Origin of the sequence: Terasakiella sp. (assembly GCF_048267425.1) — a bacterium.
GTDB lineage: Bacteria > Pseudomonadota > Alphaproteobacteria > Rhodospirillales > Terasakiellaceae > Terasakiella.
Genome location: NZ_JBLWXN010000002.1, coordinates 102650 through 127258, shown reverse-complemented (window position 1 = coordinate 127258; position 24609 = coordinate 102650). Strand labels below are relative to the sequence as shown.

Sequence of the window (24609 nt, the reverse complement as noted above, 5' to 3'; positions counted from 1 at the left end):
ATGTACAGGTTGGCCATCGATCAAATCCCCGCAGAAACCCGCGTTGCAATCCTTAATGATGACGATCTCGTCTCCTTGCATATTGAGCGCAAAGGCCTCAGCCAACATGCGCCTGTTCAGGCCGGCAATATCTATTGGGGACGTGTGGTCAATGTTGTTCCCAGCCTGCAAGCGGCCTTTGTTGATTTTGGTGGCAAAGAAAACGGCTTCCTGCCAGCGAAGTCTCTGGGGTGTGACGATATCGCCAAGGCGGTTCAGAACGGGCAATATGTGTGCGTTCAAGTCAAAAAAGAACCCAGCGAAGATAAGGGTGCATTGCTGAGTGCAAAGATTGAGCTCAACGCTCAAGATTGTATTTTGACCCCCCTCCATCCCGGTATTAATGTCTCGCGAAAATTCACAAATTCAGACCAACGCCACGCGATGCAAGAAACTTTGCGAAATGGTCTGGCACCGGATTGTGGCTTGATTGTACGCACCAGTGCGCAAGGTTTAACAGCAGAGCAGGTTCTGATGCAGGCAAAACAGCTGCAAAAAATCTGGCAGGATATGCTGCAATTACGCGCCAAACATCCCGTGTTGCTTTATGCTCAGACCGACTTTATTGAACAGGTCTGGCAACGTTATGCGTCGGTCTCCTTTGAGGAAATCATCATCGAAGGCATGGAAGCCTTTCGTGTATTGAAACACTTCACCGCAGACGCACAGCTCTATAGCGATAGCCAAGCGTTATTTGAACGCCTTGGCATTGAAGAACAGATCGAACAGGCGCTTGCGACAGAGGTTCCTTTGGTCGGGGGCGGGAGTATTGTGATTGAACGTACAAAAGCCCTGATCGCGATTGATGTGAATATGGGAACGCGTACAGATCAGTATGACGATGACGGCAATCGATTGCAGCTCAATCTGATGGCGTTGGATGCGATAAAACAGCAAATGGAATTGCGTAATCTGAGCGGTCAGATCTTTATAGATTTTGTACGTCTGAAATCAATAAAGGCCCGCAATCGTTTGAATGAAGCCTGTAAAACCGTTTTTGCGCAGGATAAACGTTGCCAGTTACATGGGTTTACACGTTTGGGCTTGGTGGAAGTGTCGCGGGCGCGTAACGGTTATGGCTTGGATGAACTCTACAACGATCCTTTAAGTACGGCGCTTGCTCTGGTGCGACAGTTGGCTTATCTACGGGGGCGTAAACGTATTTTAATGGGCGCGCGCCTGTTTAGACTATGGCGTGAACCGGTGCTGAAAGACAGTCTGGATTGGTTGGAACAACGTCTTGGCTATCGCATTGACTATATAGAAAATGATCGTTTGGCACCGCTGAGTTACAAAATTGAAGAGTAGAAAAATGACTGATAAAAAAAGAGTGGAATCCTTACCGCTGACGAAAACGGGTCTTTGTCCGAATTGCAATAAGCCAAGCGATGTCAAATACCGCCCGTTTTGTTCAAAACGCTGCGCCGATGTGGATTTGGGGCAATGGTTAAATGAGGGCTACCGCATTGAATCAGAAGAAGAAAATAACTTTGATGACGAGGATGTTGTCTAAGCAGGCAGCGATAAGTTTTTTTTCTGTCACATGGATGCATTTTTTTTGAAAAAGACACTAGACAGAAGCGCAACCCTGCTCTATAACCCCTCCCACGCAGCACAGAGCCGACGCTGCGAAACATACGGTAAGCCCGGGTAGCTCAGTCGGTAGAGCAGCGGATTGAAAATCCGCGTGTCGGTGGTTCAAGTCCGCCCCCGGGCACCATTTTCCAAGACTTAGCGGATCGGCTAGGTCTTTTTTATTGCCATATAATAGATGGCAATTTGACCGACAGGTTCCCTAAATGCAGACATTCAAACTGACGCCCAAGCCGCAAAGCGATTATCGCCTTGAAATCAAGGAGCTGAAATATCGCTGCAAGCTGGAAACTCACGGCTATCGCCTTGATAAAGTCGTTTATGGCTTTTCAGAAAAGCTGGCAAACCTTGTGAAGATGCACGATGCGGGCTTTAATATCGAAGAAGTGCCTTTTGTGGAGGCTCAACGTGATCTGGTGAAAGCCCTTGTGGAACGTGGTCGCGCCAAATCCAAAATTGACCACCTGCTGCACGCTCAAGAATTTGACGGTGCAGACAATGCAGATGACGTCAACAAGACGAAAATGAAGCTCAATGAGCTCAACAACAAAATTCAGGACGCCAAAACGGCCCTTGGCATCACCGGCACCGTGAAGCTCCTGAAATTCTAATTCCTTTATTATTGAAAGCAAACGCGATGACCAAACTCGCCCCCAAAGTCCGCCCAGACATCTCCGACTGGACAGCCACCGACCTTAAAAGCTGGCGTGAAAAACACGGCTTCGACCAAGTGCAAGCCGCAGCCGCCATTGGCATTGGTCGTCAGACATGGCTGAAGATGGAAACAGGTAAGAAGGCCGTTGATCTGGTCTATTATCTGGCCTGTGTTGGATATGATGCGGGGCAGGGGAAGTAGGGCTTAGTGGTGCTTGCTCTCATGCGATCCATTTATATCGCCAAAATACCGTTCTCTTTTATCTCAATCAATGAGTCCTGAGCCAGAATGGGAGGCACCAACCTTTTAAATCAAAGTTTGGTGCCTTTAATCTACGGCTTGCCAATGAGATGACTTGTTATCGCGAAAACCTAAACATTGACTGAACAGTCTGGTGTCCAACAAGTTGGTGTAACATACCTGCCCCAGCGTGAATTCCTAGATAACCCCACATCAGCGGGCCGAAGGCTTCGTGAATTTCTTTGATGTCATGAAGCCAGCCGGTCATTTTCTGGCTCGGATCGGCATAAATGAGAATGATAGTGCCTGAAATGGCTAGGACCGTGCCAGTCATCAATCCCAATCCCTGTATGGAACCTGCAAGGGGTGACGGCTTATCCGTTGTCGGCAGTTTGAAGCGAAACAGGTAGGTGATATATTTAACGATATCGGTCTTCAAAGCCAACAGGCGCGCTTTTGAGAACCATGGGAATAGATGTCCGAGTGACACAGGCCCTTTGCGAATAAAGGTCCAGATCCAGTTTAAAATCAAAATGCCTAACAAAAAGGCGCCCAGATATTCATGTGCATTGTAAAAAATGTTAGCATCCCTGCCGGGTTTGGGATGAACCATAACCAATGTCAACAGCATTTGAGTCGTGATGCCAAAAGCAATCAACATATGGAAAAGACGGGTTAATCGATCATATTGCATTTTAGAATCTCCGATTAGAAAGTCAGGATCAGGCCGCAAGTCCTTTACGGCCTGATCTATGAATGATTAGCGAAAGAAGGCTTTCCATTGCGACAGCACTTCGCCTGTCTGGGCATCCAGAGTAATTTCCTTTTTGTGACCGTTTTGGTCTCTGATTTCGGCCTCGTAATAGCCTTTCTCAAACTCAATTTCTTCGATGGATGTATAGCCTTGTTCAGCTAGGATATTGAGTGCCTGATCGAGCGTGACCTTCGACGGGACGCTTGCATATTCGGCATTGTGTTTCTTGTTTTTCTTCTCCAGAACCTTCACGGCTTGAGATTCCGGGATGATAGCAAGCTTAACGCGTTCTCCGTTTGCATCTCGGACCTTGACTTTAAAGAAGCCATACTCGTTTTCAATTTCGTAAATGTCGCCATATCCTTCCTTTTGAACGAGCTCAATGACACTTTTAAAAGAAGTTAGGTTATCGTTTTTGACCGTAGTGACTTTATCGGATGAATAAGCCTGAGTGCTCAGAGCGGCCAGAGCGAGTGCAGCGATCATGGAATTGCGGATCATCGGTTTCATGGTGTGTTTCCTTCAATTGTGTGAAAACAGGGCTGGTTTTGTTGTGCCGTGTCTCATGTGGTGAATGTCGATGAAGGGCACTCTACATGATCTTACCTTGCGTCAGACTGAAGCACATTTTAAGCTGGCGTTAAGGTTCAAAACTGTATGTTGTTAAGGAACTCTTTGGTCTTAATCGCAAATTTGAGAAGACAATGAAAATTTTGCTTTATCCGCTTGTTTTATTGGCATTTTTTGCTGTCTTGTCTGTTGCGCAAGCGGACGATGACAGACAAACTGCAAGAGAATTGTTACAATCCGGACAAATCGTTTCCATCGATGCCTTGCTAAAAAAAGTGCAATCTGAGTTTCCCGGGCATATCCTTAAAATCAAACTGGATGATGAAGATGATGCGCAATCGGGATGGGTTTATGAAACCAAGATTTTGCGTGATGATGGCGTTGTCATGGAAATAGAATATGACGCCAAATCCCTTGAGATTGTAAAAGTCGAAGAGGGAAAAAGAAAAAAAGATCATCATAAGTAAGTCACCAAGGGGGAAATGATGAAAATTCTTGTGATCGAAGATGATCAGGAGATTGCGCGGCAGGTCAGTTCGGCCCTTCGTGATGTCGGCTATGCGGTTGACAATGCCTATGATGGGGAAGAAGGGCACTTTCTGGGCGATACGGAATCCTATGACGCCATTATTCTGGATCTGGGCTTGCCTGTGATGAGCGGCCTTAGCGTTCTTGAAAGCTGGAGAAAATCTGGTCAAACAATGCCTGTCCTTATTTTATCAGCCCGCGATACCTGGCGTGAAAAAGTAACCGGCCTCAGAACCGGTGCAGATGACTATCTTGCCAAACCATTTGAAATGGAAGAGATGTTGGCACGGGTGGAAGCTCTGGTGCGTCGGGGGGCGGGACAAAGCAATCCGGTTCTTGTCTGCGGGGATATCAAGCTGGATACGACAACACAGAAAGCCTTCCTTAAAAATGAAACCCTGTCGCTTACATCCATGGAATATCGCTTGTTGTCCTATTTCATGCATCATCCAGAAGCCGTGATTTCAAAAACAGAATTGAGCGAACATCTGTATGAATATGACGCTGACAAGGATTCAAATACCATTGAGGTTTTGATCAACAAGTTGCGAAACAAGCTGGGGGCAACCTGTATTCGGACATACCGGGGCAGGGGATATCAGTTAACGGCGAATGAATGATGTTTAAATCGTCCTTACAGCTCCGTCTCATTCTCTCTTCCCTGATCTGGACGGTTGCCAGTCTGGTTCTGACAGGGCTTCTGATCGTATCGCTTTTTAAGGGGCATATTGAAAAACGCTTTGATGGCCAGCTGAGTGATCACCTTGAAGAGCTTGTTGCGGCCAGTGAAATTTCACCAAACGGGCGGCTGGGTTTAACATGGTCGCCGTCAGACCCTCGTTTTAACAGGCCACATTCTGGATGGTATTGGGAAATACAGGAAAATGGATCAGTGATTCATCAATCCAATTCATTGTTAATGGCGACAGTCTTTCCCAAGGGGCAGGAAACGGATACTTTTATTCAAACGAATGGGCCGTCCGGTCAGGCAATACGGCTTTATAGCCGTCAAATCGCCTTTCCCAGAAGTGCGGACAGTTTTGTTTTCGTTGTGGCCGGACCTGTCAGCGACATGGAAGACGATATCCGCACCTTTTCGGGGAATGTTATCCTCGTTTTGTCGGTTTTAAGCTGTGTATTGCTGGGCATGATTGTTTTACAGATCAAGTATGGACTGTTGCCACTAAAACGCCTTACTCAATCATTATCCCAGATCCGTTCCGGTGATCTGGAAAAAATGCCCACTGATTTTCCTTTGGAAGTTCAGCCTCTGGCTACAGAATTGAACACCTTGCTGGAATATAATTTCACCTTGCTGGAACGTGCCCGAACCCAAGTTGGCAATCTTGCCCATTCCCTAAAAAATCCAATTGCCGTTTTGATGAATGAGGCAAAAGATGTTCCCGGCGAGAAAGGCAATCTGATACGCCAACATCTCAACAGCGCGACGGATAGCATCACACGTTATCTGGACAAGGCACGTATTGCGGGTTCATCCAGCCTGTTGGGCACAAAAACGGACCTTGGGGAGGTTGCGGCAGACATCAAGTTCTCACTGGAAAAGTTGTTTAATCAGTCGAGCCTTGAGATCAACCTGTCGGGCATGGAAGGCTTAATGGTGCGCGCAGACCCGCAGGATATGGAAGAACTGTTTGGCAACCTTATGGAAAATGCTTGTAAATGGGCCAAACGCCGGATTTCCATTTCCGGTACATCTCAGGATGGGCTGATCCTTATACAGATTGAGGATGACGGCCCCGGTGTCCCCTTTGAACATATGAATGACCTTGTGAAGAGGGGCCTGCGGCTGGATGAAACAAAACCGGGCACAGGGCTTGGTTTGCATATCGCCTCAGAAATCGCAGAGCTTTACGGCGGGCAGCTGGATTTCTTCACCTCCAACCTCGGTGGATTGGGGATTAAAATCACGCTGCCACAAGCTTTGTAACTTAGAGAAACAAGCCGAACAGATAAACCAAAGCCAGCCCAGCCAAGATATAATCAATGCGTTTCAGGCCATGCGGTGATTTGGAACGTTCACGGGTTTTTATTTGTTGGGGGGAACGGTTGTTGATCTCGGTCGCGTGTGTAAAAGCGTATTTCATAATGGTCTCCAATCGAAACGGGTGTTGTTAAACTGCACTTTGTCTGTGCCGTTCGTCTTTCATTTAAAGACATTACAACAAGCTACCTTTCGAAGGGCTGAAGGCCTTTTTAATGTTTGCTTAAGGTTGGGGAGATCCTAAGATAAAGTTGGTTCGCTTTTGGTGAACCTTTTGCGTTCAATTTTTGCCCTCTAAATCAGGAAATGGCGAATAGCATAATCGCCACCGTTAAGCGGCTCACATTCTATAGAAAGCAAAACACATGACCAAACTCGCCCCCCCCCAAAAAAAAGTCCGCCCAGATATCTCTGACGGGAGCGCTGCCACCATCGGCATCGGCCGCCAGACATGGCTGAAGATGGAAAGCGGCAAAAAGGCCGTTGATTTGGTCTATGATCTGACTTGTGTCGGCTATGATGCGGGGCAGGGGGAATAAACTTCTGATCTGTGTTCTCGTAGTAGATTTTCAAAGGCGCCATGCCGGCGCCTTTTTTAAAGTGGGAAAGGCCTCGTGACTCAGTTTTATGTTGTGGAGAAAGATAATTTCGAGGCTGACCTCGGATTACGCCTTTTATGAGCTTTAAAACGATAGATGAAATTTCTGGCATCAAGCGGCAAAAAAATAGAAAAGGAAGCTGTTTCCAACTTCCTTTCAGTTCTTTTCAAACCGGAATACCACCTCATATCTCAGTCACTTCCAGAGCCATCAGAATGTTCTGACGAACTAAAATCACCGATTGAGCTTTCATTTTGACCGGATTTATCAGGTGTGGACCAAAATGCTTTGATCAAAAATAGTCCCATCAAGATCAAGCCGATTATTGCCCAGATGCTCATCAAACAACCTCATACATGCATTGGGTTTCAATTTAACTGATCATCATTTTTTTGGGAATATGTCATATGATGATTTTAGGTGTAGTTATAAGGTTCCACCCCATATTACGCCCAAACCTGCCTGCATCCCCCAAGCATATCCAGAACCTTCTCGGACTTTCATTCCTGCGCGCCAGTGACTTTTAAATTGTGATCAAAAAGGTCTGGCTGCTTATCATTTTGTTAATTGCTTGTTTGTAATATGGAAATGATTATTTCGTTTTTGATGAAAGGGTTATAAAATGCAGGATGCTCAACTTGGTCGCATCAAATTGAAAATGGACAAGACAATTCGTGAAATTAATCAAGTTGTCATAAATCCTGAAATCCCCGAGTTATCATCAGAAGATTTGGAACCTGTTTTTCGTCTTGTGGCAAAATGCAGAGCCGCTTACCTTAAACAGCTTTTTCACGTAACCCTTGCTGCAAAAAAAGGGCTGCCGGACAACGGGCAAATTCAAGAATTAGCTGATTTGCGAAATACATATGAAGAAACCTTGAAAGCAACTCAAGCTTTGGAAACAGCTATTGAGCGCGGGTATCTTGATATGAAGAATGTCTAATCTTAAATATAGCGATTTCTTCCGAGCTCAGCCGCACTCTTTGACGTGACTTGCAAGTGATCCCTAGTGAAAAAGGGCAGAGACCAGATATTCGCCATAATGTAAGGCGGGATGGTCGTCGGGTTTTAGGAATTGGGATTTGAATTGATCGGTGCCGTCCAAGGCCAGCAGGTCGCAGTTTTGTTTTTCCAGAAACGCTTTCATGTTGCCTTTTTCCATATCCCATTTGATCGGCTCCCCGATCATGTTCAGGTAGATTTGCAGAAGTTTTCGGGTGTTGTTGTCCGCGCTGTCTTGGGGTTCAAGGGCGGTGAACAGGAAGCGGGTTCCGCTGCCGCTTAGGGTGCGGATTGCGTTAAACATATGGGTGATTTCGTCATCACTCAGGTACATGGTTACGCCTTCACAGATATAAAGTGTCGGGATGTCTGTTTGAAAGGCTTTGAAGGCGGCAAGGCGGTCTTCGAGATTTTGATGGGTGAAATCGATGCTGAGGTAGTGCAGATTGCTTTGTTCGGCCTCTTTTAAGGCTTGTGCCTTAAACTGCTGAGTATCGGGATGGTCAATTTCAATAAAGGAGACATCCGGGTTTTCTTTTGCCAGTCGCAGGGCGAGACTGTCAAAACCGGCGCCAAGACACACGACTTGTTTAATACCGTCTACAAGAGCTTTTCGCGTATGTGTTTCTATGGCAAGTTTACGCAAGGCATAATGCAGGGTAATGCCGGGTAATAAAAGATATTCGCGCAGTTTGACGCCTAGGGTAAAGCCCGGTTTATTGATTTGTGCCAGTCGCTTTTGACCTTCTGGTGAGTGGGACAGGATTTTTTCGCCGAGCTCTATCGCCTCCGGTGAAATGAGATAATGATGAGGTGTGCGCCGGGCGATATACATAATGCCTTGCAGAACTGTATAGGCCGTGATGCTGGCTTTATTCTCTTTCATTGATCAATCTTTCTCGATAAAGGTGATGGCATGTTTGCTGCGTTTGATGAGATTCTGCGCTTCGAGTTTCGCAAGATGCGTTTCAGCTTCTTCCGGTGTGGCAAGGGCCATAGAGGCGAAATCGGTCGTTGAGACTTTGGCAATGCGCTGATTTGGATTTTTCGGGTCAATCACGGCGTTTTGGCGTAAGTTCTTGGTGAAATACACCATGCGTTCTTCCAGTGTAGCATGGGCATAGAGCAAGGCACGTTCGTCGGCAGAACGCAGGCGTTTTGATAAAATCTCCATCAAATCGCGCAGATAGGTGGCGTTTTCCTGAATCTTTTGCCAAAAGGTTTCCCGGTCAATCACCAACAGTTCGGTGTTGCCAATGGTGGTTGCGCTGGCTGAACGAGGTGCCTCATCAATCAATGACAATTCACCAAACATATCGCCGGGACCGAGTTTCGCCAACGAGAGCAGCTCGGCATTTTCTTTATAACGGCACGCAATATCGACCCCGCCTTTGGTGATGAGGTAGGCTTTGTCGCCGTAACTGTCTTGTTCAAAAATCGTTGTGGCGCCATCCAAAAGGTACCATCGAAAACAGCCGCTGAAATGGTCCAGCAGTGTTTTTTGTTCCGCCAGCATATTGAAAGCCCAGTTGTACATATTGACCAGCGGGGTGGCAACGGCAATGATATGGCTGCCGATTTCTTCAATCCAAATTTCATCAGACAGGATTTCCCAGCCGAGGCGCTTGTAGATGCCAATTGTTTTGGCGTTTACGGTTGCAATAATGTGGCTGACATTCAGGGAATGCCCGACATCAACGGCCATACGCAACAGGGCGCGAAAAACGTCGCGTCGATTGCGCCATTCTTCAGCGATAGCTAACATGCCGGAACTGGCAAAAACAGGGGGTGTTGTGTTTTCGTCAAGGGCTTGTTGGCGGATTTTATTTTTATAAGGCGTGAAATCAAAAGATTCATCAGCGGCAGTGCCAATTTCGTTTTCGACGGTCACGCGCATGGTGCCGACGGCGGTTTCCTCGCTATAAGCAATAATGTTAATGCAATTCGGTACAGAATCGTAAAGGTCAATAATGTAGTCGTGAGCGGTGTTTTGAAAGCTGCCGTCCGCCTGATAGACGCTGTGGCGCAAACGATAGACATCGTTTAACTCTTTTGCCGATTTTGCAATTCTGATTTTTATCGCCATTTTAAAATATGCCGTAAAGGTTTCAAACAACACTCATTCATCAATTTAATTGAGGGTATGTCAAGGGATACATGGGGTGTTTACGGATGAGATAGTAATCGAGAGGTGAATGAACGTATTCCCCATGATGTTTTAAAGTTATGTCTCGTTCTTAAAATGTAAAGCGTGCCTTGCGAAAAGAGGGGTTGGATTTATGGGCTTGGTTAAAGTCAATTTGACCGAAGAATAGGGCAGTGAGGTTGTGTTACTTCTAAATGAGAAAGTGAAGTTTGTTATTATTTATAACGTATTTTTGATTATTTTTTAAGCTTTTAATACTTGTTATTTACTTTAAATTCACCTGAATTACGCTTGTGTTATGTAATGTTCGGGAATTTTTCTTTTCATTTTTTCTTGAAATTTTTAATAAAAAATACAATGTGTAATCATAAGTTCAGTAGCTAATATTTTTTTATTTCACATAATAAGTAAAAAGTTCTTGCTATCCTGTTTTACAGTCCCTAAATAGCGCCTCGCCCTATCAGTCTTGGTAGTAGGTGTGTTTCAAGTTGTTCGTGATTGGAATTTAAATGACAACTTTTAATCGCCCCATCAAAATTTGTTTTCTGATGTATCCGTGGGAACGCATTTCCCCGGAAAGCGATACGACCTTGCGTATTATCCATGAAGCAGTTGGACGCGGCCATATTGTGGCGGTGACAACGCCAACGAATTTGACGATCCGTGAAACGGTGGCACATGCGTTTTGTTCTGTGATTGAACGCAAGTCCTATACCCGTTCGGCACAACATTTCCATAAATCGGCAACCTTTAAAAAGCGGTTGTTGCCCCTGTCCGGTTTTGATGTGATCTTTATGCGCGCCAATCCACCGTTGGATGTGACGGTGTTGAACTTCCTTGATTCTGTTAAAGATGACACATTCATCTGTAACGACATCAACGGCTTGCGCATTGCGAATAACAAAATCTATACCGCTGCTTTGTATGACCCGAGCAGCACGTTTGTGCCGGCGACCCATGTATCGAAAAACCGGGAATATCTGGAAAAGGTCTTGCTGGAATCTGATCAGGAACAAATGATTCTGAAACCGCTCAACGGTTTTGGCGGGCAAGGTGTGATTATTGTCGAGAAAAAATCCAAGAGCAGTTTTCGCTCTTTACTGGATTTCTATCTTGGTGCCAATTCCGACCAGTATGTCATTTTGCAGGAATTCGTTCCCGGTGCGGAAAAAGGGGATGTGCGTATTCTGATGCTGAACGGAGAACCGATCGGTGCCATGAAGCGCGTCCCGGCAGAAGGGGAAGCCCGTTCTAATATCGCAACAGGCGGTAAGGCGGTTAAACACACCCTGACGAAGGAAGAGAAAGAACTCTGCCGTCAAGTTGGTCCCAAACTTGTGCGCGATGGTTTGTATTTTGTTGGTTTGGACGTCATTGGCGGCAAGTTGATTGAAGTAAATGTTCTCAGTCCTGGCGGGATCACGCGGATCAACCGTTTGAACCGTGTTCGCTTGCAAGCCAAGGTCATTGATTTTGTGGAATCTGTGGTCACCGCCAAAGAAGTGCTGATGGCGCGTAAGAACCAGTATAGAAGGTTGATCGAAGATGCAGTCGACGAAGGCTGAGGACATCATCGCGCGCCTTCATAAAGGCGAAAGTCTGGAGGCGTGCGAAACGGGCGGGGCTTATGAAATAGCATTTGATCCCCAGTTTCCTTATATCTGTGCGGCTATTCATAACGGGCATCGTTTTGCAAGTGAACTGCGCCCGCTTTGTCTGTTGGATGAAGCAGAACGCCTGTATGAAGAAGACCCGCATACTGGCGATCTGATTAGCGGTTATCCCAATCGAATTATTGCGTTTGACAGTCGTTATGAATATGACCTGAACCGCAATGAGTTGGATTGTATCTATCAAACGGCATGGGGCAAAAAGATTTGGAGCCGCGAGCTGCCGGAAGAGTTAAGCCATCGTTCCATTGAAAAGCATCGTGCGTTTTACAAGGTGTTTGATGCGGCGGTGCAGGCCTTGATTAAAAAGCATGGTTTTTGCGTGGTCTATGACGTTCATTCCTATAACGGGGAACGTAAAGGCGGGACCGCAGCACCGAGCTTTAATATCGGTACGGCACAAATTGATATGCGCAAACATCGCAGCAACGTGAATTTTATGCTGCGTCAACTTGATCGAATTTCGATTACGGGTGAAACAGTACGTGCCGCGCATGATGAAGTCTTTTTGGGACAAGGTTATTTGGCAACGCGTGTGCGTGAGCTATCGTCCAAGGCGTTATGTTTGCCCATTGAAATTCGCAAATTTTATTGTGAAGAACAAACGGCAACGCTTTATCCGCAGATTTTTAATGAACTGAAAGACGGCTTCACCAAAGTTATTGTGGAACATGCGGCTTTCTTTGCCAACAAGCGGACAGAGAAAAGTACGGTGCATCGCCATGATATGCTGTCGTCCCAGATTGAACCGGTCACCCGTCAGGTGGATCGGGATCTGTTTCGTATTGCCAAGTCGATGGAAACCCTGCTGTATGTTAACCCGATTAATATTGATCAGGAACGTAAGCGGTTTTTTGCCCGCAAAGAACGCTACGAACCCGTCTTTAAATATCGCAAGCTGGATATTGATCCGTTTTTGGTTAAAGAAAAACTCTTTCGTTTACCGATTGAAGAGATCAGCGATGTAACGGTGCAAACCCTGTACCGACGGGCTATTGATGGTTTGTCGACCAAGGTGGACCTTTTGTCGGCGATTGGCAGCAAAGGCTGTCTCTATAATTCACTGCGTTATTATGGGGAACCGGACCGGGCCGATTTGGACAACGCGCGTTTTCTACTGCATGCCCCAGAATTGAAGGATGAAATAGAAGATCGTGATTTTGTCAGTGATATGGCTGTCGCTGAATTGCTGCAAAAAGAAATCGACTATTACACATTAGATGCACCGGTTAAGCTGAGCAGTCGCCTTGTTGCCGGAGCGATGGTTGATAATGCAAATTTCCGTGTTTTGGTTAAACGCGGGAGCCACATGACGCGCAAGGCGGCGCAGGCGTTGAAACATCACGAAGTTGGTGTCCATCTTTTGACATCAGCCAATGCACGACAACAACCGTTAAGTCTATTTCGTCTTGGCTTGCCCGGTTCAACCGAAACACAGGAAGGTATTGCAGTCCTGGCGGAATATTTATCCGGGAATATGTCGCTAAAACGGCTCAAGGTTTTGGCCTTGCGTGTGATTGCGGTACGCTATTTACTGGATGGACATTCGTTTGAGCGCACTTACAGTATGTTGATGGAAGAATACCCTGAAATGGATGATCATATTTTTATGACGGTTGTTCGGGTGTTTCGTGGCGGTGGTTTTACGAAGGACTATCTCTATTTACGGGGATTGGCGAAGGCGTATTTCTATTGGCAATCGGGTAAATCGTGGGAACCGCTTTTAATCGGTAAAAGTGCTTTTGATGATAGTGAGCGTATTCAGGAATTGATTGAACGATCCGTTATCGTCAGACCGGAGCGTCTGCCCCATGCCTTTACTATGAAAGAGGTCAAAAACCCGATCCATGATTATTTACTCAGCTCACTTAAATATGAAATGAGTGACGAGGTTGTCGCTGCCTAAAGGGCAGCATCCTCGTGATCCGGGGCAGGGGAGTAATCTTCGTCGTATGCTTTTAAGTATATGCTGAAGCGGCTCCCTTCTCCCAAAGTGCTTTCCACTTTGATTTGCCCGCCCATCAGGTCAAGGTTCTTTTGTACGATTGCAAGACCGACACCGGTTCCCTCAACTTGCAAGCTGGTTTCTTTGACTCTGCGAAACGGTTCGAAGATATGGGGGAGATCAGTTTCAGGGATGCCTTTGCCGTTATCTTCGACATAAAGTTCAATATATTGATTGTCCGTGGTTCGGCAGCCAAATTTAACATAACCATTGTCTTTGCCGTATTTGATTGCATTGCTGACAAGGTTCAGCAAAACCTGCTTCAATTTGCTGCGATCAACATAGACATAAAGGTCCGTTTCAGGGTGTCCGCTCAGGCTGATATGGCGTGTGGCTGCAATAGGTTCGACAATATCAAAACATTCCTTAAACACCTCACGCGGGCGAAAAATTTCGGGCTGGTAAACGGCGCGCCCGCTTTCGATGCGGGCAAGGTCCAGCACATCATTGACAATATCAAGCAACATGCGCCCAGAATTAACGATTTGTGTAATCCATGCCTTTTGTTTTGCTGTGAGGTTTTGATCTTTGTTCAGCCCAAGCATTTGAGCAAATCCAAGAATCCCATTCAGGGGGGTGCGTAACTCGTGTGACATGCTGGATAGGAAGGTTGACTTTGCCCGACTGGCTTGTTCAGATTTTTCCGCCTTTTCCATAATTTCAACAGTTTGGCGCCGAACCTGTTCTTCCAGCCTCTTGTTGAAAGTCGCAAGCTCAATATTGGCCTGTTCCAGATCACGATTAAGTTTTTGTGATTGTATAGATTTGCGTTGAATAACGCTGAGGAGATAGACCAATGACAAAATGGTAATGAGAAAAGGGAGAAGGTTCCAAATTAAGTCGGTGAAAGAATAGCCTTTAGGGGTGAAATAAAGAGGGAAGCTGGACTGGCTTACTTCATCGAGCACATCAAATTTTATTTTGTCTGCATTGGGTTGTAGGGAAAGGTTTACAACACCAAAATTCTTTGAAATTTTAGTCAAAATATCGGGTGTTATTTCTTTTAGCAGGACCAAATAACCTTTTTCGTCTTCTGTTCGCGAACCTGTGGCTGCTTCTCGGGTAAGTGCGCTTATGGCAACGAGATAAACGTTTTCTTTATTTCGAAAGTAAAAGCCGCTGGCTTGTGGCGAATTTCGTTTTCGAGAGAGGGTTTGTGTAAGTGCAGTTCTAAAAGCCGGATGACTGGTTAATGTGTCCGTTAACTTCGAATGGTCTGCCCCAAACGCAAAAATTAAATTGTTTTGCGCATCAAACAATAGGGTTTGAGATAAGCCAAACGTATCTAAAAGGTATTCCCCAATATTGCTGTCTGCCCACTCTCGGTCTTTTGCGATGAGGGCTTTATCTATTGTATCGTTCCAATAGCTGTAATCATATGCGGTGCGTTGCAGGTTTTCTAATCGATCTTTGATAATAACTGTGACCATTTGTGCCTTATAGGCGAGGTCGCGTGTTTTTGTTTTGTTAAAGGATAAGCCCCCGTAGATAATCGAGGCCAAGGTTGCGATAATGGCAACTAAATAGGCAATTTTAATTTCCCGATTTTTCATCGCAGACCCATGAAATTTAGAGTTTTAATTATTCTTACACAGATGTAGCCTTTTATAAAGGAATAGAGCCTCAATATCGGTCAATTTCAAGCAAAAAAACTGCAAGACTTTCGCCTTGCAGTTTCTTGTGTTTGATCTTTACGGTTTGAGGGGGCTGTAAAAATCAGAACTCTTTTTGCTGGATCAAAAAAGCTTAATCTGAAAGTTTGCAGGTTTTAATCCCGAACAATGTATAAGCCGGGCACCAACCGAGCAATGCTGTCGCTAGCGGGATAATACCGATGAAACCGAGATAGTTATAACCGGTTTCCGGACCGACCAATGCAAATGCCAAGAGGGCAATGCCTGCAATAATGCGAACGATACGGTCAATAGAACCAACGTTTTTGTTCATGTAATCTACTCCCAACAGAATATGTAGTTGTCATCTCTGGAGCTATATTAACAAAGACGAATGGAATGTTATGTAACTTAGTCACAATGGCGTGAAATAAAGGTTTTGAGGTCTTCCGGGTTTTTGACAATCAGCTTGCCACGGAGCAGTTCGATCCAGCCTTTTTTCTCAAATTCTTTCAGTTGGCGACTGATAACTTCGCGGGCGGACCCCAGTTCGACGGCGAGATCATAATGGGTTTTTTTGACAATGCCGTCCTTATCTTTATGGCGGTCTATAAATTGCGCCAGTCTAACATCGATACGTTTAAAGGCGACTTCTTCAACAAGCAGAACCAGACTTGAAATACGTTGGCCATAGCTTGCAAAAACCAGATCCCGAAATCCGTTACTGGTTGCAAGAAATTCTTGAAACGCACGGGCGGGCAGGGCGATTGCCGTTGTTTTTTCTTCGGTGAGGGCTTCTGCATTATAGGCTTCATGTGAAAGCAGGCAGGCTGTTGTTAGAACACAAGTCTGTCCGCTTTCTACGCGATAAAGAACGATCTCGCGCCCATTGTCCCCAACCATTTGGACGCGCACGCTACCATCAATGACAAGAAGGAATGCCCCGCATTCATCGCCGGGTGAAAAAAGTTTGGTGTGAGAGGGTACCTCGACAAGCTGTGCGTTTGTTTCAAGACGTCTTTTTTCATCAGCTGTGAGCTGATTCAGAAAGGGCAGGTGTTCTATCCAGTCCGAGAGAGTCATATTTTTGAACGCATATTGTTGAAAGGATGAATGTGGACAGATCATATTTTATGACACGTAGGGAAGCTACTGATTTTTGAATCGAGAGGGAGACGGCAAGCGGAGCTAAATCCCTTTTCTTTTGTTTTTATGAAAAATACCGTAAGTTAAATATGTATAAAGCGGGGGAAGGAGACAAAGGGGCAAATGCGTTTATTTTTGTTGGTTGTTCTTGGCGGGATATTCTTTTTTAAGGGGCCTGTTTCTTATGCGTCTACATTGGATGATGTGCGCGAGCGCGATTACCTTATTTGTGGTGTAGATGAACAAAATTATGGTTTTGCCTATGTGAATGAACGCGGGCGCTGGGTCGGGTTTGAGGTTGATTTCTGCCGGGCGTTGGCGGTTGCCGTTTTAGGAAGTGCCGAGAAAGTTCAGTTTATTTCACTGAATGCCCAAACCCGTTTCAGTGCACTCAGCGCACAGCAAATTGATATTCTTTTGCGTTCGACAACATGGACATATACGCGCGACATTTCTTACGGTGTCGATTACCCCGGTGTGACATACTATGACCAATTAGGGGTTTTGGCACATAAATCAATTGGTTATACGGAATTTTCTGATGTTGAACAGGCCATCTTATGTGTGGCAAATGGGACGACGACGTTGGAAACAGTTCAGGAGTATGTCAATAATTCGGGTCGCGAGATCAAGATCAAAGTTTTTAATTCGCGCGAAGGATTGAGCAATTTTTTCTTTTCTGGTCAATGTGATCTTTATGCGGCCGACCGTTCGGCGCTTCAAGCGATTTTGACTTTTTCTGCGCCCAATCCAAATGATTATATTTTGTTGCAGACAACGCTTTCCAAAGAGCCTTTGGGGCCAGTGGTGCGTGATGATGACCGGGAATGGTATGATATCGTCAAATGGCTTGTTTATGGATTAATCGAAGCCGAGGAACGCGGTGTTACGAGCCGCAATGTGGAAGAGATGCGGCGCTTAAACAATCATGCGGTTCGTTTTATGTTGGGGGGCAAAAGTGGTTTTGGCAAAGCCCTGCGTTTACCGGATAGCTGGTTATATGACGTTATTTATTCTCAAGGGAATTACGGCGAAATTTTTGAGCGCAACCTTGGAAGCGGCAGTCAGTTGCAAATAGAACGTGGTCTGAACAATCTATGGCAAAAGGGCGGGTTGATGTACGCCATGCCGATCCGTTGAAGCCGTTTATTTGAACGCATGCCAAAGATACTGGACAATAGCCTTGGCATCGTCTTCGGAAATATTATCGCGTTTTTCAAACGAGGGCATATCGGTATGAATGTTTTCGCCGCCTTCACGAATAGTCCACATCAGGTATTCATCCGAGATGATCTTACCTTGCATGGCTTGTAATAAGTTTGCAGGCGGGGGTGACATATTTCCGGCGGCCGGGCCATTCCCATCCCCGTCTACACCATGACATTCGGCACAGAACTGCATGTACAGCTGTTCGCCTTTTTCGATCAAATGACCGTGGGCAAGGGCATTGCCTGCGAAGATAAGAAAGGCGGCGAGGTAAACGCCGCCTTTTAAAAACTTAGCCATGACAGTGTTTAAACTTCTTGCCGGAGCCACAAGGACAAGCTGCGTTTCGGGCAACTTTCCCCCATGTGCTGGGATCATTCGGATCTACGGTTTCAGACGGTTTGTTTGTGCGAACGGTTGCTGTGCCGTATTCCGGTGACTCCGGTTGCTGGTTCGCCATTGCCGGGTCTTGACGGCTTTCCATCATTTGCTGGTCTTCATGGCGGTTGAAGGCTTCGAGTTCTTCTTCGGGGGAGCCGACTTGAAGTTCTACATGGGCCAGCAAGGAAACGACGCGATCTCGTAAAATGGAGAGCATTTCTTCAAACAGGTTGAAGGCTTCACGCTTATATTCATTTAACGGGTCGCGCTGTGCATAGGCGCGCAAGCCGATGCCTTGACGCAGATGATCAAGGGCCAGCAGGTGTTCTTTCCAAATCGTGTCGAGCAACTGTAACAGCACACTCTTTTCAACAGAACGCCAGACTTCTTCGCCATAATTGACAACTTTGGCTGCCATTTTGCGATCAACTTCATCGGTAATGCGATCACGGATTTCCTGATCGGCAACGCCTTCTTCCTTGGCCCATTCTTTGACGGGCAGGTCAATGTTAAAGACGCGTGTGATTTCTTCATGCAGCGCATCTGTATCCCATTGTTCTGCATAAGCTTTTTCTGGGATGCATTTGTCGACGATACCTTCGATCACATCATAGCGCATGTCTTTAATCAGATCGGAAACGTCTTCGGTCGACATCATTTCACGACGTTGTTCAAAGATCACTTTACGTTGATCATTCATAACGTCGTCAAATTTCAGCAATTGCTTACGCATGTCGAAGTTTCGGGCCTCGACTTTCTGTTGTGCTTTTTCCAGTGCCTTGTTGATCCACGGGTGGACGATGGCTTCGCCGTCTTCCAGACCGAGTTTTCTCAACATGCCGTCCATACGTTCAGACCCGAAAATACGCATCAGATCATCTTCCAGCGACAGGAAGAATTTGGAGGCACCGACATCGCCCTGACGACCGGAACGACCACGCAGCTGGTTGTCAATTCGGCGGCTTTCATGGCGTTCTGTGCCCAAGACGAACAAACCGCCGGCATCCAGAGCAACCTGTTTGGCCTCGGCAATTTCGTTTTTGAGACGTTCGATTTCAGCGTCACTCGGGTTGTCACTCAGTTCCGTTTGAACGCGCATGTCCAAATTACCGCCAAGCTGAATGTCCGTTCCGCGACCTGCCATGTTTGTGGCGATCGTCACGGCACCCGGTACCCCGGCCTGTGCAACGATATAGGCTTCGCGTTCGTGTTGTTTGGCGTTGAGAACTTCGTGTTTGATTTTGCGCTTTTTCAAAGCCGCTGCCAGTTCTTCGGATTGTTCAATGGAAACCGTACCGACGAGGATGGGCTGCTTGCGTTCAACGCATTCGACAATCTGTTCAATGATAGCGTTAATCTTTTCGCCGCGTGTGCGATAGACTTCGTCGTCATAATCCTTACGGGAAATAACGCGGTTGGTCGGCATATCCACGACTTCGAGCTTATAAATCTCTGCAAATTCGCCGGCTTCCGTCATGGCTGTCCCGGTCATGCCCGCCAGTTTGGGATAAAGTCGGAAGTAGTTCTGGAAAGTGACAGAGGCGAGCGTTTGGTTTTCCTGTTGGACGGTGACGTTTTCCTTGGCTTCCAAGGCTTGATGCAGACCATCTGAATAACGACGGCCTTCCATGGCACGACCTGTGAATTCGTCTACAATCATTACTTTGCCGTCTTTAACCAGATAATCCACGCCGTTTTGAAAAATATGGTGGGCGCGCAAGGCAGAGTTTACGTGGTGAAGAAGTGAAACGTTGGTCAGATCATAAAGCCCGCCAGCTTCCAGAAGCCCGGCTTGACGCAAAAGCTCTTCTGCCGTTTCGACACCTTTTTCGGAAAGCGAGATGGATTTGACTTTCTCGTCTTTTTCGTAGTCGTCTTCTTGTAAGTTCGGAATGATGGCATCGACCGCGCCGTACAGATCGGAACTGTCGTCGCTGGGGCCGGAAATGATCAACGGTGTACGTGCTTCATCGATTAGGATCGAGTCAACTTCATCGACGATGGCAAAATTAAAGGGACGCTGAACCATTGTCTCCAGCGTGAATTTCATATTGTCGCGCAAATAGTCGAAGCCAAGTTCGTTGTTGGTCGCATATGTAATGTCGCAAGCATAGGCATCCTGACGTTCTTTGTCCCCCATTTCGTTGAGGATACAAGACGTCGTCATGCCGAGGAAATTATAGACCTTACCCATCCATTCGGAGTCGCGCTTGGCGAGGTAATCGTTGACGGTCACAACGTGAACGCCTTTTCCATCCAGAGCATTTAGGTAAGCCGCCAATGTGGCAACCAGTGTTTTACCTTCACCTGTGGCCATTTCCGCAATCTGGCCCCGGTGCAGGACAAGTCCGCCGAGAAGCTGCACATCGTAATGGCGCTGTCCCAACGTGCGTTTGGCAGCTTCGCGGACCGTGGCAAAGGCATCGACCAGAACATCGTCCAGTTTTTCACCGTTTGCGACACGTTCGCGCAGCCAGTCGGTGCGGGCACGAAGTGCGTCATCGTTTAAGGATTCAATCTCTGCCTCGAGTGCGTTGATATCATCGACGTATTTTTGCAGACCTTTAATATAACGTTCATTTGCAGTGCCGAAGAGCTTGCGGGCAATAGCGCCAAACATGAAAATCCCCTAGGAAAAATGGTGGAATACCGTTCACGACCGCACAGAGATAGAAGGAATGGGCTTCTCTGTCAATTGGACTTGGTCAAGTATGGCAAAAATTGGGGCAAAAAAACGGCCATGTTACAAACCTGTTACTTTTCTAGGCTGGACTAGTCCAATGGGATGTGCATTATGCCCGTTAGAGTTTTTTTATCTAACCTTTCTGGGGGTCTTAATTCCATGCTGAAAACTACCTTTCGCAGTTTTGTTCTTGCTGGCGCACTGATCGTCGCTTTGCCTGCTTTTGCTGCAGACAAGCCTGTTGCAGACAAAGATCGTGTCGTTGCCACTGTTAACGGTGCGGACATTTATTATTCCGAACTGTTGGAAGCACAGCGTGCGATGGGCGGTCAGGCACAGGCGATGCCGCTGAATGTCATTCAAGGGTTGCTTGTCAATTCTATCGCGGATCGTAAATTGGTGGCGGCGACAGCCCGGATGGAAGGCGTCCATAAAACAGATGAATTTAAAAAACGTATGCAAAGCATCGAAGAACATGTGTTGCAACGCCAATATCTGATGGATTACGCAGATAAAGCGGTCACGGATGAGAAAGTAAAAGTCAAATATGACGAAATGGTGAAATCTTTTAACCCGGAAAAGCAGGTTCATGCCCGTCATATTCTGTTGAAAACAGAAGACGAAGCTAAAGCCGTCATTAAGGAACTTGAAGGCGGTGCTGATTTTGCTGAATTGGCAAAAACCAAATCCACAGGCCCGAGTGGCCCGAACGGCGGCGACCTTGGTTTCTTTGGTGCAGGCCAAATGGTACCGGAATTTGAATTGGCAGCGTTTGATTTGAAAGAAGGCGGTTTTTCTAAAAAACCTGTCAAAACGCAGTTTGGTTATCATGTGATTAAGGCAGAAGCCTTCCGCGTTTCTGAACCGCCGAAACTGGAAGAAGTTGCTGACAAGATTAAAGGTGACCTCGCCAACGATGCGGTGACATCCTATATCGAAGGTCTACGTAAAAAAGCTGAAATCAAAATGTTTGACGAAGCTGGAAAAGAGATCAAAATGGACGAATAATCCGTCCGGATAATTGAATAACGTCTCAATCATCCCCGGTATTGCACCGGGGATGCTTTATTTTAAAGGCATTGAAATATGACTGACATTTCTCCTCTTGCGCCTAAACAATTTCCAGAAATTTCCCCGGTCAGCGGTGTGCGTTTTGTCACCCGTGGGGTTGGGGTCAAATATAAAGACCGTACCGATTTAATGGTGGCGGAACTTGTTCAAGGCAGCAGTATTGCAGGTGTGTTCACAAAATCATTGACCGCATCAGCCCCCGTTGATGCGTGTCGGGCAGCCTTGAAAGCAGGGAAAGGTCAGGCACGATGTATGATCGTCAATTCAGGAAATGCAAATGCCTTTACCGGTAAAAAGGGCAGCGCGTCAGTCGAGCGGATTGTGACAGCAGCCGCAGATGTATTTGATTGCGCACCCGAAGAAATTTTCACCGCATCGACCGGGGTGATCGGTCAACCGTTGCCGGATAGCAAAATCACCAATGCCTTGGCGGAGATGAAGGATCATTTAGGCGAAGCCGATTTCGAAGCGGCGGCCAAAGCGATTATGACAACGGATACCTTCCCCAAGGCGGCGTCTAAAACCGTTCAAATTAACGGAGTCGATGTGGTTATTTCCGGGATCGCTAAAGGGTCCGGTATGATTGCCCCGGATATGGCGACCATGTTGTCGTTTGTTTTTACCGATGCGAAAATTGCCCCAGATGTGTTGCAGGCTGTTTTGCGCGACGCGACGGACAAATCATTTAATGCCATTACAGTAGATAGCGACACCTCGACAAGTGATACCGTGTTGTTTGCGGCGACCAATCAGGCGGCACATACCGAGATTACATCTTATGACGATGCTGCCTTGTCCGATTTTAAGGCCGCCTTCGAAGAATTGATGATCGATCTTGCTCAGCAAGTCGTACGCGATGGCGAAGGGGCCAGTAAGTTTATCACCGTTACGGTAACCGGTGCTGAAAATGACAAGGCCGCAAAAACCATTGCGCTGGCAATTGCCAATTCACCGCTGGTCAAAACAGCGATTGCCGGGGAAGACGCCAATTGGGGGCGTGTTGTCATGGCAGTGGGCAAGGCTGGTGAAAAAGCGGACCGTGATAAATTGCAAATCTCGATGGGTGGGGTGATGATCGCGGGTGAAGGCGAGGCCGTTGATGATTATGACGAAGGTCCGGTTGCCGCCCATATGAAAGGTCAGGAAATTGACGTGTTGGTCGATGTGGGTATCGCTGCGGGCAAAGCCACGGTGTGGACCTGTGATTTGACGCATGGCTACATTACGATTAACGCAGATTATCGTTCTTGATTGATAAAGAAGAATAACGGGTAAAAATCACATGGCTTTGATTGAAGAAGACGATATGGGTTGTTATGGCATGCAGGTCACCAAACATGGTTTGCCGACCTTGTGGGTGTCTGCTGTTGCAATGGTCGATGTGGACGGGCGCGTCTTGATGGCGCAACGCCCGGAAGGTAAATCACTGGCCGGATTGTGGGAATTCCCCGGTGGCAAGGTGGAAGAGGGCGAAACACCCGAAGCCACCTTGGTGCGTGAGTTACACGAAGAATTAGGGATTGATATTTCGGAAAGCTGTTTGGCTCCCTTTACATTCGCGTCCCATTCCTATGATGAATTTCATCTGTTTATGCCGCTCTATCTCTGTCGTGTATGGAAAGGGGAACCGCATGGAAAAGAAGGGCAAAAGCTGAAATGGGTCTATCCGCACAAGATGGTGGAGTTGCCTATGCCGGCAGCCGATGTCCCCTTAATCGCCATGTTGCGTGATTTCCTGTCTTAGCAAAAAAGCACAAATATTGGTCTTGCATCTGCGCGCGTAAAAGAGTAAATCTCTCGCTTCGCCTTGCCCGAAGTTGGCAAGGCTTTGAAACCTGCTCCTTGAATTTATATATACGGTGATGTTATGGCTGTGCGTTCTGCCACGATCAATGTAATGGCAAAAGCTGTCGAAGCGGCTTCTCGCGGTTTGCTGCGTGATTTCGGTGAAATTGAAAACCTTCAGGTGTCCCGAAAAGGACCGGCTGATTTTGTAAGCACAGCAGATACCCGTACTGAAAAAATCCTCATTAAAGAACTGACCAAAGCCCGCCCTGAAGTTGGCTTTTTGCTGGAAGAAGGCGGCGTGATCAAGGGCGAAGACGAAACCAAACGCTGGATCATCGACCCGTTGGATGGCACGACAAATTTCTTGCACGGCATTCCTCATTTCGCAATTTCGATTGCCTTGGAAGAAAACGGTCAAATTATTGCCGGTATGGTTTACAATCCGATTACCGATGAAAAATACTGGGCTGAACGCGGGCAAGGCGCCTTTTTGAATGGCCGCCGCTTACGCGTTTCCGGTCGTCGCACGATGGATGAAGCCGTTTATGCGACAGGCATTCCTTTTCGCGGGCGTGGCGATCATGGTCGTTTCCTGAATGAACTGGAAGCCATCATGAAAGTGTCTGCCGGTGTGCGTCGCTTCGGTGCGGCATCGCTTGATCTGGCTTTTGTGGCAGCTGGTCGTTATGACGGGTTCTGGGAAACAGGTTTGCAGCCGTGGGATATCGCAGCCGGGATCTTGCTGGTGAAAGAAGCGGGCGGTTTTGTCTCTGAATTTGATGCTCGCCAGAAAATGTTGGAAAGCGGTAATATTGTTTGTGGAAATGAATTCCAACATAACTTGCTTTTGAAAACATTCCGGGATGCAAGAAAACGCGCCTGAGTTGATTGAGTATAAAAAAAGGCTCTTTTCATTTT

At 46.7% G+C, this 24609-nt stretch carries 27 protein-coding genes and 1 tRNA gene; 17 read left to right on the top strand and 11 right to left on the bottom strand.

Annotated features, from left to right (window positions below; all coding sequences use genetic code 11):
- The 5 genes from ACN0VA_RS03810 to ACN0VA_RS03790 all read left to right on the top strand — a co-directional run bounded on the left by ACN0VA_RS03810 (nt 1) and on the right by ACN0VA_RS03790 (nt 2488).
- Nucleotides 1-1347 carry a ribonuclease E/G gene (locus ACN0VA_RS03810; RefSeq protein WP_417819858.1) on the top strand — a complete coding sequence of 449 codons (1347 nt, stop codon included), beginning with the start codon at nt 1-3 and terminating at the stop codon, nt 1345-1347.
- 4 nt (nt 1348-1351) lie between these two features.
- Entirely contained in the window at nt 1352-1552 is a 201-nt protein-coding gene (locus ACN0VA_RS03805) for a DNA gyrase inhibitor YacG (RefSeq protein WP_417819857.1), read from the top strand.
- Between the two features lie 131 nt (nt 1553-1683).
- Nucleotides 1684-1759, top strand: a tRNA-Phe gene (locus ACN0VA_RS03800).
- A 79-nt stretch (nt 1760-1838) separates the two neighbouring features.
- Nucleotides 1839-2243 carry a hypothetical protein gene (locus ACN0VA_RS03795; protein WP_188664387.1) on the top strand — a complete coding sequence of 135 codons (405 nt, stop codon included), beginning with the start codon at nt 1839-1841 and terminating at the stop codon, nt 2241-2243.
- A gap of 26 nt (nt 2244-2269) precedes the next feature.
- Nucleotides 2270-2488 (top strand): helix-turn-helix domain-containing protein, encoded by a 219-nt coding sequence (locus ACN0VA_RS03790; RefSeq protein ID WP_417819856.1) that lies wholly within the window; start codon nt 2270-2272, stop codon nt 2486-2488.
- A gap of 157 nt (nt 2489-2645) precedes the next feature.
- Here ACN0VA_RS03790 and ACN0VA_RS03785 read toward each other — a convergent pair whose 3' ends face one another.
- Both ACN0VA_RS03785 and ACN0VA_RS03780 read right to left on the bottom strand, forming a co-directional pair.
- The gene (locus tag ACN0VA_RS03785) at nt 2646-3221 is read right to left on the bottom strand and encodes a cytochrome b/b6 domain-containing protein (RefSeq protein WP_417819855.1); all 576 of its coding nucleotides are present in this window, start codon (nt 3219-3221) and stop codon (nt 2646-2648) included.
- Between the two features lie 66 nt (nt 3222-3287).
- Nucleotides 3288-3791, bottom strand: coding sequence for a PepSY domain-containing protein (locus ACN0VA_RS03780; RefSeq protein ID WP_417819854.1), 504 nt, complete (start codon nt 3789-3791; stop codon nt 3288-3290).
- 194 nt (nt 3792-3985) lie between these two features.
- On the opposite strand from ACN0VA_RS03780, the gene ACN0VA_RS03775 reads away from it, so the two are divergent.
- The 3 genes from ACN0VA_RS03775 to ACN0VA_RS03765 are packed head-to-tail and all read left to right on the top strand — an operon-like array spanning nt 3986 to nt 6327.
- Nucleotides 3986-4318, top strand: coding sequence for a PepSY domain-containing protein (locus tag ACN0VA_RS03775; RefSeq protein ID WP_417819853.1), 333 nt, complete (start codon nt 3986-3988; stop codon nt 4316-4318).
- 18 nt (nt 4319-4336) lie between these two features.
- Nucleotides 4337-4999 carry a response regulator transcription factor gene (locus ACN0VA_RS03770; RefSeq protein ID WP_417820311.1) on the top strand — a complete coding sequence of 221 codons (663 nt, stop codon included), beginning with the start codon at nt 4337-4339 and terminating at the stop codon, nt 4997-4999.
- The gene (locus ACN0VA_RS03765; protein ID WP_417819852.1) at nt 4996-6327 is read left to right on the top strand and encodes a sensor histidine kinase; all 1332 of its coding nucleotides are present in this window, start codon (nt 4996-4998) and stop codon (nt 6325-6327) included. Before ACN0VA_RS03770 ends, ACN0VA_RS03765 begins: the two co-directional genes overlap by 4 nt.
- A gap of 1 nt (nt 6328) precedes the next feature.
- Here the strand turns inward: ACN0VA_RS03765 and ACN0VA_RS03760 are convergent, their stop codons facing one another.
- Nucleotides 6329-6484, bottom strand: a complete 156-nt coding sequence (locus tag ACN0VA_RS03760; RefSeq protein WP_417819851.1) for a hypothetical protein — start codon at nt 6482-6484, stop codon at nt 6329-6331.
- Between the two features lie 262 nt (nt 6485-6746).
- Here ACN0VA_RS03760 and ACN0VA_RS03755 point away from each other — a divergent pair, with 262 nt between their 5' ends.
- Nucleotides 6747-6920, top strand: coding sequence for a hypothetical protein (locus tag ACN0VA_RS03755; protein WP_417819850.1), 174 nt, complete (start codon nt 6747-6749; stop codon nt 6918-6920).
- A 251-nt stretch (nt 6921-7171) separates the two neighbouring features.
- Here ACN0VA_RS03755 and ACN0VA_RS03750 read toward each other — a convergent pair whose 3' ends face one another.
- Nucleotides 7172-7321, bottom strand: a complete 150-nt coding sequence (locus tag ACN0VA_RS03750) for a hypothetical protein (protein ID WP_417819849.1) — start codon at nt 7319-7321, stop codon at nt 7172-7174.
- A gap of 281 nt (nt 7322-7602) precedes the next feature.
- Here ACN0VA_RS03750 and ACN0VA_RS03745 point away from each other — a divergent pair, with 281 nt between their 5' ends.
- A complete protein-coding gene (locus tag ACN0VA_RS03745) occupies nt 7603-7923 on the top strand; it encodes a hypothetical protein (RefSeq protein ID WP_188660989.1) in 321 nt (106 codons plus the stop codon).
- A 63-nt stretch (nt 7924-7986) separates the two neighbouring features.
- Here ACN0VA_RS03745 and ACN0VA_RS03740 read toward each other — a convergent pair whose 3' ends face one another.
- Both ACN0VA_RS03740 and ACN0VA_RS03735 read right to left on the bottom strand, forming a co-directional pair.
- On the bottom strand, nt 7987-8868 hold the full coding sequence (locus tag ACN0VA_RS03740; protein ID WP_417819848.1) for a class I SAM-dependent methyltransferase: 882 nt from the start codon (nt 8866-8868) through the stop codon (nt 7987-7989).
- A gap of 3 nt (nt 8869-8871) precedes the next feature.
- The gene (locus tag ACN0VA_RS03735; protein ID WP_417819847.1) at nt 8872-10068 is read right to left on the bottom strand and encodes an N-acyl amino acid synthase FeeM domain-containing protein; all 1197 of its coding nucleotides are present in this window, start codon (nt 10066-10068) and stop codon (nt 8872-8874) included.
- A gap of 569 nt (nt 10069-10637) precedes the next feature.
- Here ACN0VA_RS03735 and gshB point away from each other — a divergent pair.
- Nucleotides 10638-11693, top strand: a complete 1056-nt coding sequence (gene gshB, locus ACN0VA_RS03730) for a glutathione synthase (RefSeq protein WP_417819846.1) — start codon at nt 10638-10640, stop codon at nt 11691-11693.
- Nucleotides 11674-13704 carry a flavohemoglobin expression-modulating QEGLA motif protein gene (locus ACN0VA_RS03725; protein WP_417819845.1) on the top strand — a complete coding sequence of 677 codons (2031 nt, stop codon included), beginning with the start codon at nt 11674-11676 and terminating at the stop codon, nt 13702-13704. The genes gshB and ACN0VA_RS03725 overlap by 20 nt, the downstream gene beginning before the upstream one ends.
- Here ACN0VA_RS03725 and ACN0VA_RS03720 read toward each other — a convergent pair.
- The 3 genes from ACN0VA_RS03720 to ACN0VA_RS03710 form a co-directional block, all read right to left on the bottom strand.
- Complete coding sequence (locus tag ACN0VA_RS03720; protein ID WP_417819844.1) at nt 13701-15356, bottom strand: ATP-binding protein; 1656 nt, start codon at nt 15354-15356, stop codon at nt 13701-13703. The genes ACN0VA_RS03725 and ACN0VA_RS03720 overlap by 4 nt on opposite strands.
- A gap of 193 nt (nt 15357-15549) precedes the next feature.
- Nucleotides 15550-15750: a DUF2892 domain-containing protein gene (locus ACN0VA_RS03715; protein ID WP_417819843.1), complete on the bottom strand. Its 201-nt coding sequence runs from the start codon at nt 15748-15750 to the stop codon at nt 15550-15552.
- A 77-nt stretch (nt 15751-15827) separates the two neighbouring features.
- On the bottom strand, nt 15828-16499 hold the full coding sequence (locus ACN0VA_RS03710) for a Crp/Fnr family transcriptional regulator (protein ID WP_417819842.1): 672 nt from the start codon (nt 16497-16499) through the stop codon (nt 15828-15830).
- A gap of 186 nt (nt 16500-16685) precedes the next feature.
- Between ACN0VA_RS03710 and ACN0VA_RS03705 the strand changes: the two genes are divergently transcribed.
- Entirely contained in the window at nt 16686-17702 is a 1017-nt protein-coding gene (locus ACN0VA_RS03705; RefSeq protein WP_417819841.1) for an amino acid ABC transporter substrate-binding protein, read from the top strand.
- Nucleotides 17703-17708: 6 nt separating this feature from the next.
- Here ACN0VA_RS03705 and ACN0VA_RS03700 read toward each other — a convergent pair whose 3' ends face one another.
- Nucleotides 17709-18068 carry a c-type cytochrome gene (locus ACN0VA_RS03700; RefSeq protein ID WP_417819840.1) on the bottom strand — a complete coding sequence of 120 codons (360 nt, stop codon included), beginning with the start codon at nt 18066-18068 and terminating at the stop codon, nt 17709-17711.
- On the bottom strand, nt 18061-20769 hold the full coding sequence (gene secA, locus ACN0VA_RS03695; protein ID WP_417819839.1) for a preprotein translocase subunit SecA: 2709 nt from the start codon (nt 20767-20769) through the stop codon (nt 18061-18063). The genes ACN0VA_RS03700 and secA overlap by 8 nt, the downstream gene beginning before the upstream one ends.
- A gap of 222 nt (nt 20770-20991) precedes the next feature.
- Here secA and ACN0VA_RS03690 point away from each other — a divergent pair, with 222 nt between their 5' ends.
- The 4 genes from ACN0VA_RS03690 (at nt 20992) to ACN0VA_RS03675 (ending at nt 24574) form a co-directional block, all read left to right on the top strand.
- On the top strand, nt 20992-21840 hold the full coding sequence (locus ACN0VA_RS03690; RefSeq protein WP_417819838.1) for a peptidylprolyl isomerase: 849 nt from the start codon (nt 20992-20994) through the stop codon (nt 21838-21840).
- A gap of 78 nt (nt 21841-21918) precedes the next feature.
- On the top strand, nt 21919-23154 hold the full coding sequence (gene argJ, locus ACN0VA_RS03685) for a bifunctional glutamate N-acetyltransferase/amino-acid acetyltransferase ArgJ (protein ID WP_417819836.1): 1236 nt from the start codon (nt 21919-21921) through the stop codon (nt 23152-23154).
- Nucleotides 23155-23209: 55 nt separating this feature from the next.
- A complete protein-coding gene (locus tag ACN0VA_RS03680) occupies nt 23210-23647 on the top strand; it encodes a (deoxy)nucleoside triphosphate pyrophosphohydrolase (RefSeq protein WP_417820310.1) in 438 nt (145 codons plus the stop codon).
- 123 nt (nt 23648-23770) lie between these two features.
- The gene (locus ACN0VA_RS03675; RefSeq protein ID WP_417819835.1) at nt 23771-24574 is read left to right on the top strand and encodes an inositol monophosphatase family protein; all 804 of its coding nucleotides are present in this window, start codon (nt 23771-23773) and stop codon (nt 24572-24574) included.
- Nucleotides 24575-24609: the final 35 nt, after the last annotated feature.

Coding starts and splice junctions, on each gene's coding strand:
- ACN0VA_RS03810 (WP_417819858.1), top strand. CDS start 1: ATGTACAGGTTGGCCATCGATCAAATCCCCGCAGAAACCCGCGTTGCA.
- ACN0VA_RS03805 (WP_417819857.1), top strand. CDS start 1,352: ATGACTGATAAAAAAAGAGTGGAATCCTTACCGCTGACGAAAACGGGT.
- ACN0VA_RS03795 (WP_188664387.1), top strand. CDS start 1,839: ATGCAGACATTCAAACTGACGCCCAAGCCGCAAAGCGATTATCGCCTT.
- ACN0VA_RS03790 (WP_417819856.1), top strand. CDS start 2,270: ATGACCAAACTCGCCCCCAAAGTCCGCCCAGACATCTCCGACTGGACA.
- ACN0VA_RS03785 (WP_417819855.1), bottom strand. CDS start 3,221: ATGCAATATGATCGATTAACCCGTCTTTTCCATATGTTGATTGCTTTT.
- ACN0VA_RS03780 (WP_417819854.1), bottom strand. CDS start 3,791: ATGAAACCGATGATCCGCAATTCCATGATCGCTGCACTCGCTCTGGCC.
- ACN0VA_RS03775 (WP_417819853.1), top strand. CDS start 3,986: ATGAAAATTTTGCTTTATCCGCTTGTTTTATTGGCATTTTTTGCTGTC.
- ACN0VA_RS03770 (WP_417820311.1), top strand. CDS start 4,337: ATGAAAATTCTTGTGATCGAAGATGATCAGGAGATTGCGCGGCAGGTC.
- ACN0VA_RS03765 (WP_417819852.1), top strand. CDS start 4,996: ATGATGTTTAAATCGTCCTTACAGCTCCGTCTCATTCTCTCTTCCCTG.
- ACN0VA_RS03760 (WP_417819851.1), bottom strand. CDS start 6,484: ATGAAATACGCTTTTACACACGCGACCGAGATCAACAACCGTTCCCCC.
- ACN0VA_RS03755 (WP_417819850.1), top strand. CDS start 6,747: ATGACCAAACTCGCCCCCCCCCAAAAAAAAGTCCGCCCAGATATCTCT.
- ACN0VA_RS03750 (WP_417819849.1), bottom strand. CDS start 7,321: ATGAGCATCTGGGCAATAATCGGCTTGATCTTGATGGGACTATTTTTG.
- ACN0VA_RS03745 (WP_188660989.1), top strand. CDS start 7,603: ATGCAGGATGCTCAACTTGGTCGCATCAAATTGAAAATGGACAAGACA.
- ACN0VA_RS03740 (WP_417819848.1), bottom strand. CDS start 8,868: ATGAAAGAGAATAAAGCCAGCATCACGGCCTATACAGTTCTGCAAGGC.
- ACN0VA_RS03735 (WP_417819847.1), bottom strand. CDS start 10,068: ATGGCGATAAAAATCAGAATTGCAAAATCGGCAAAAGAGTTAAACGAT.
- gshB (WP_417819846.1), top strand. CDS start 10,638: ATGACAACTTTTAATCGCCCCATCAAAATTTGTTTTCTGATGTATCCG.
- ACN0VA_RS03725 (WP_417819845.1), top strand. CDS start 11,674: ATGCAGTCGACGAAGGCTGAGGACATCATCGCGCGCCTTCATAAAGGC.
- ACN0VA_RS03720 (WP_417819844.1), bottom strand. CDS start 15,356: ATGAAAAATCGGGAAATTAAAATTGCCTATTTAGTTGCCATTATCGCA.
- ACN0VA_RS03715 (WP_417819843.1), bottom strand. CDS start 15,750: ATGAACAAAAACGTTGGTTCTATTGACCGTATCGTTCGCATTATTGCA.
- ACN0VA_RS03710 (WP_417819842.1), bottom strand. CDS start 16,499: ATGACTCTCTCGGACTGGATAGAACACCTGCCCTTTCTGAATCAGCTC.
- ACN0VA_RS03705 (WP_417819841.1), top strand. CDS start 16,686: ATGCGTTTATTTTTGTTGGTTGTTCTTGGCGGGATATTCTTTTTTAAG.
- ACN0VA_RS03700 (WP_417819840.1), bottom strand. CDS start 18,068: ATGGCTAAGTTTTTAAAAGGCGGCGTTTACCTCGCCGCCTTTCTTATC.
- secA (WP_417819839.1), bottom strand. CDS start 20,769: ATGTTTGGCGCTATTGCCCGCAAGCTCTTCGGCACTGCAAATGAACGT.
- ACN0VA_RS03690 (WP_417819838.1), top strand. CDS start 20,992: ATGCTGAAAACTACCTTTCGCAGTTTTGTTCTTGCTGGCGCACTGATC.
- argJ (WP_417819836.1), top strand. CDS start 21,919: ATGACTGACATTTCTCCTCTTGCGCCTAAACAATTTCCAGAAATTTCC.
- ACN0VA_RS03680 (WP_417820310.1), top strand. CDS start 23,210: ATGGGTTGTTATGGCATGCAGGTCACCAAACATGGTTTGCCGACCTTG.
- ACN0VA_RS03675 (WP_417819835.1), top strand. CDS start 23,771: ATGGCTGTGCGTTCTGCCACGATCAATGTAATGGCAAAAGCTGTCGAA.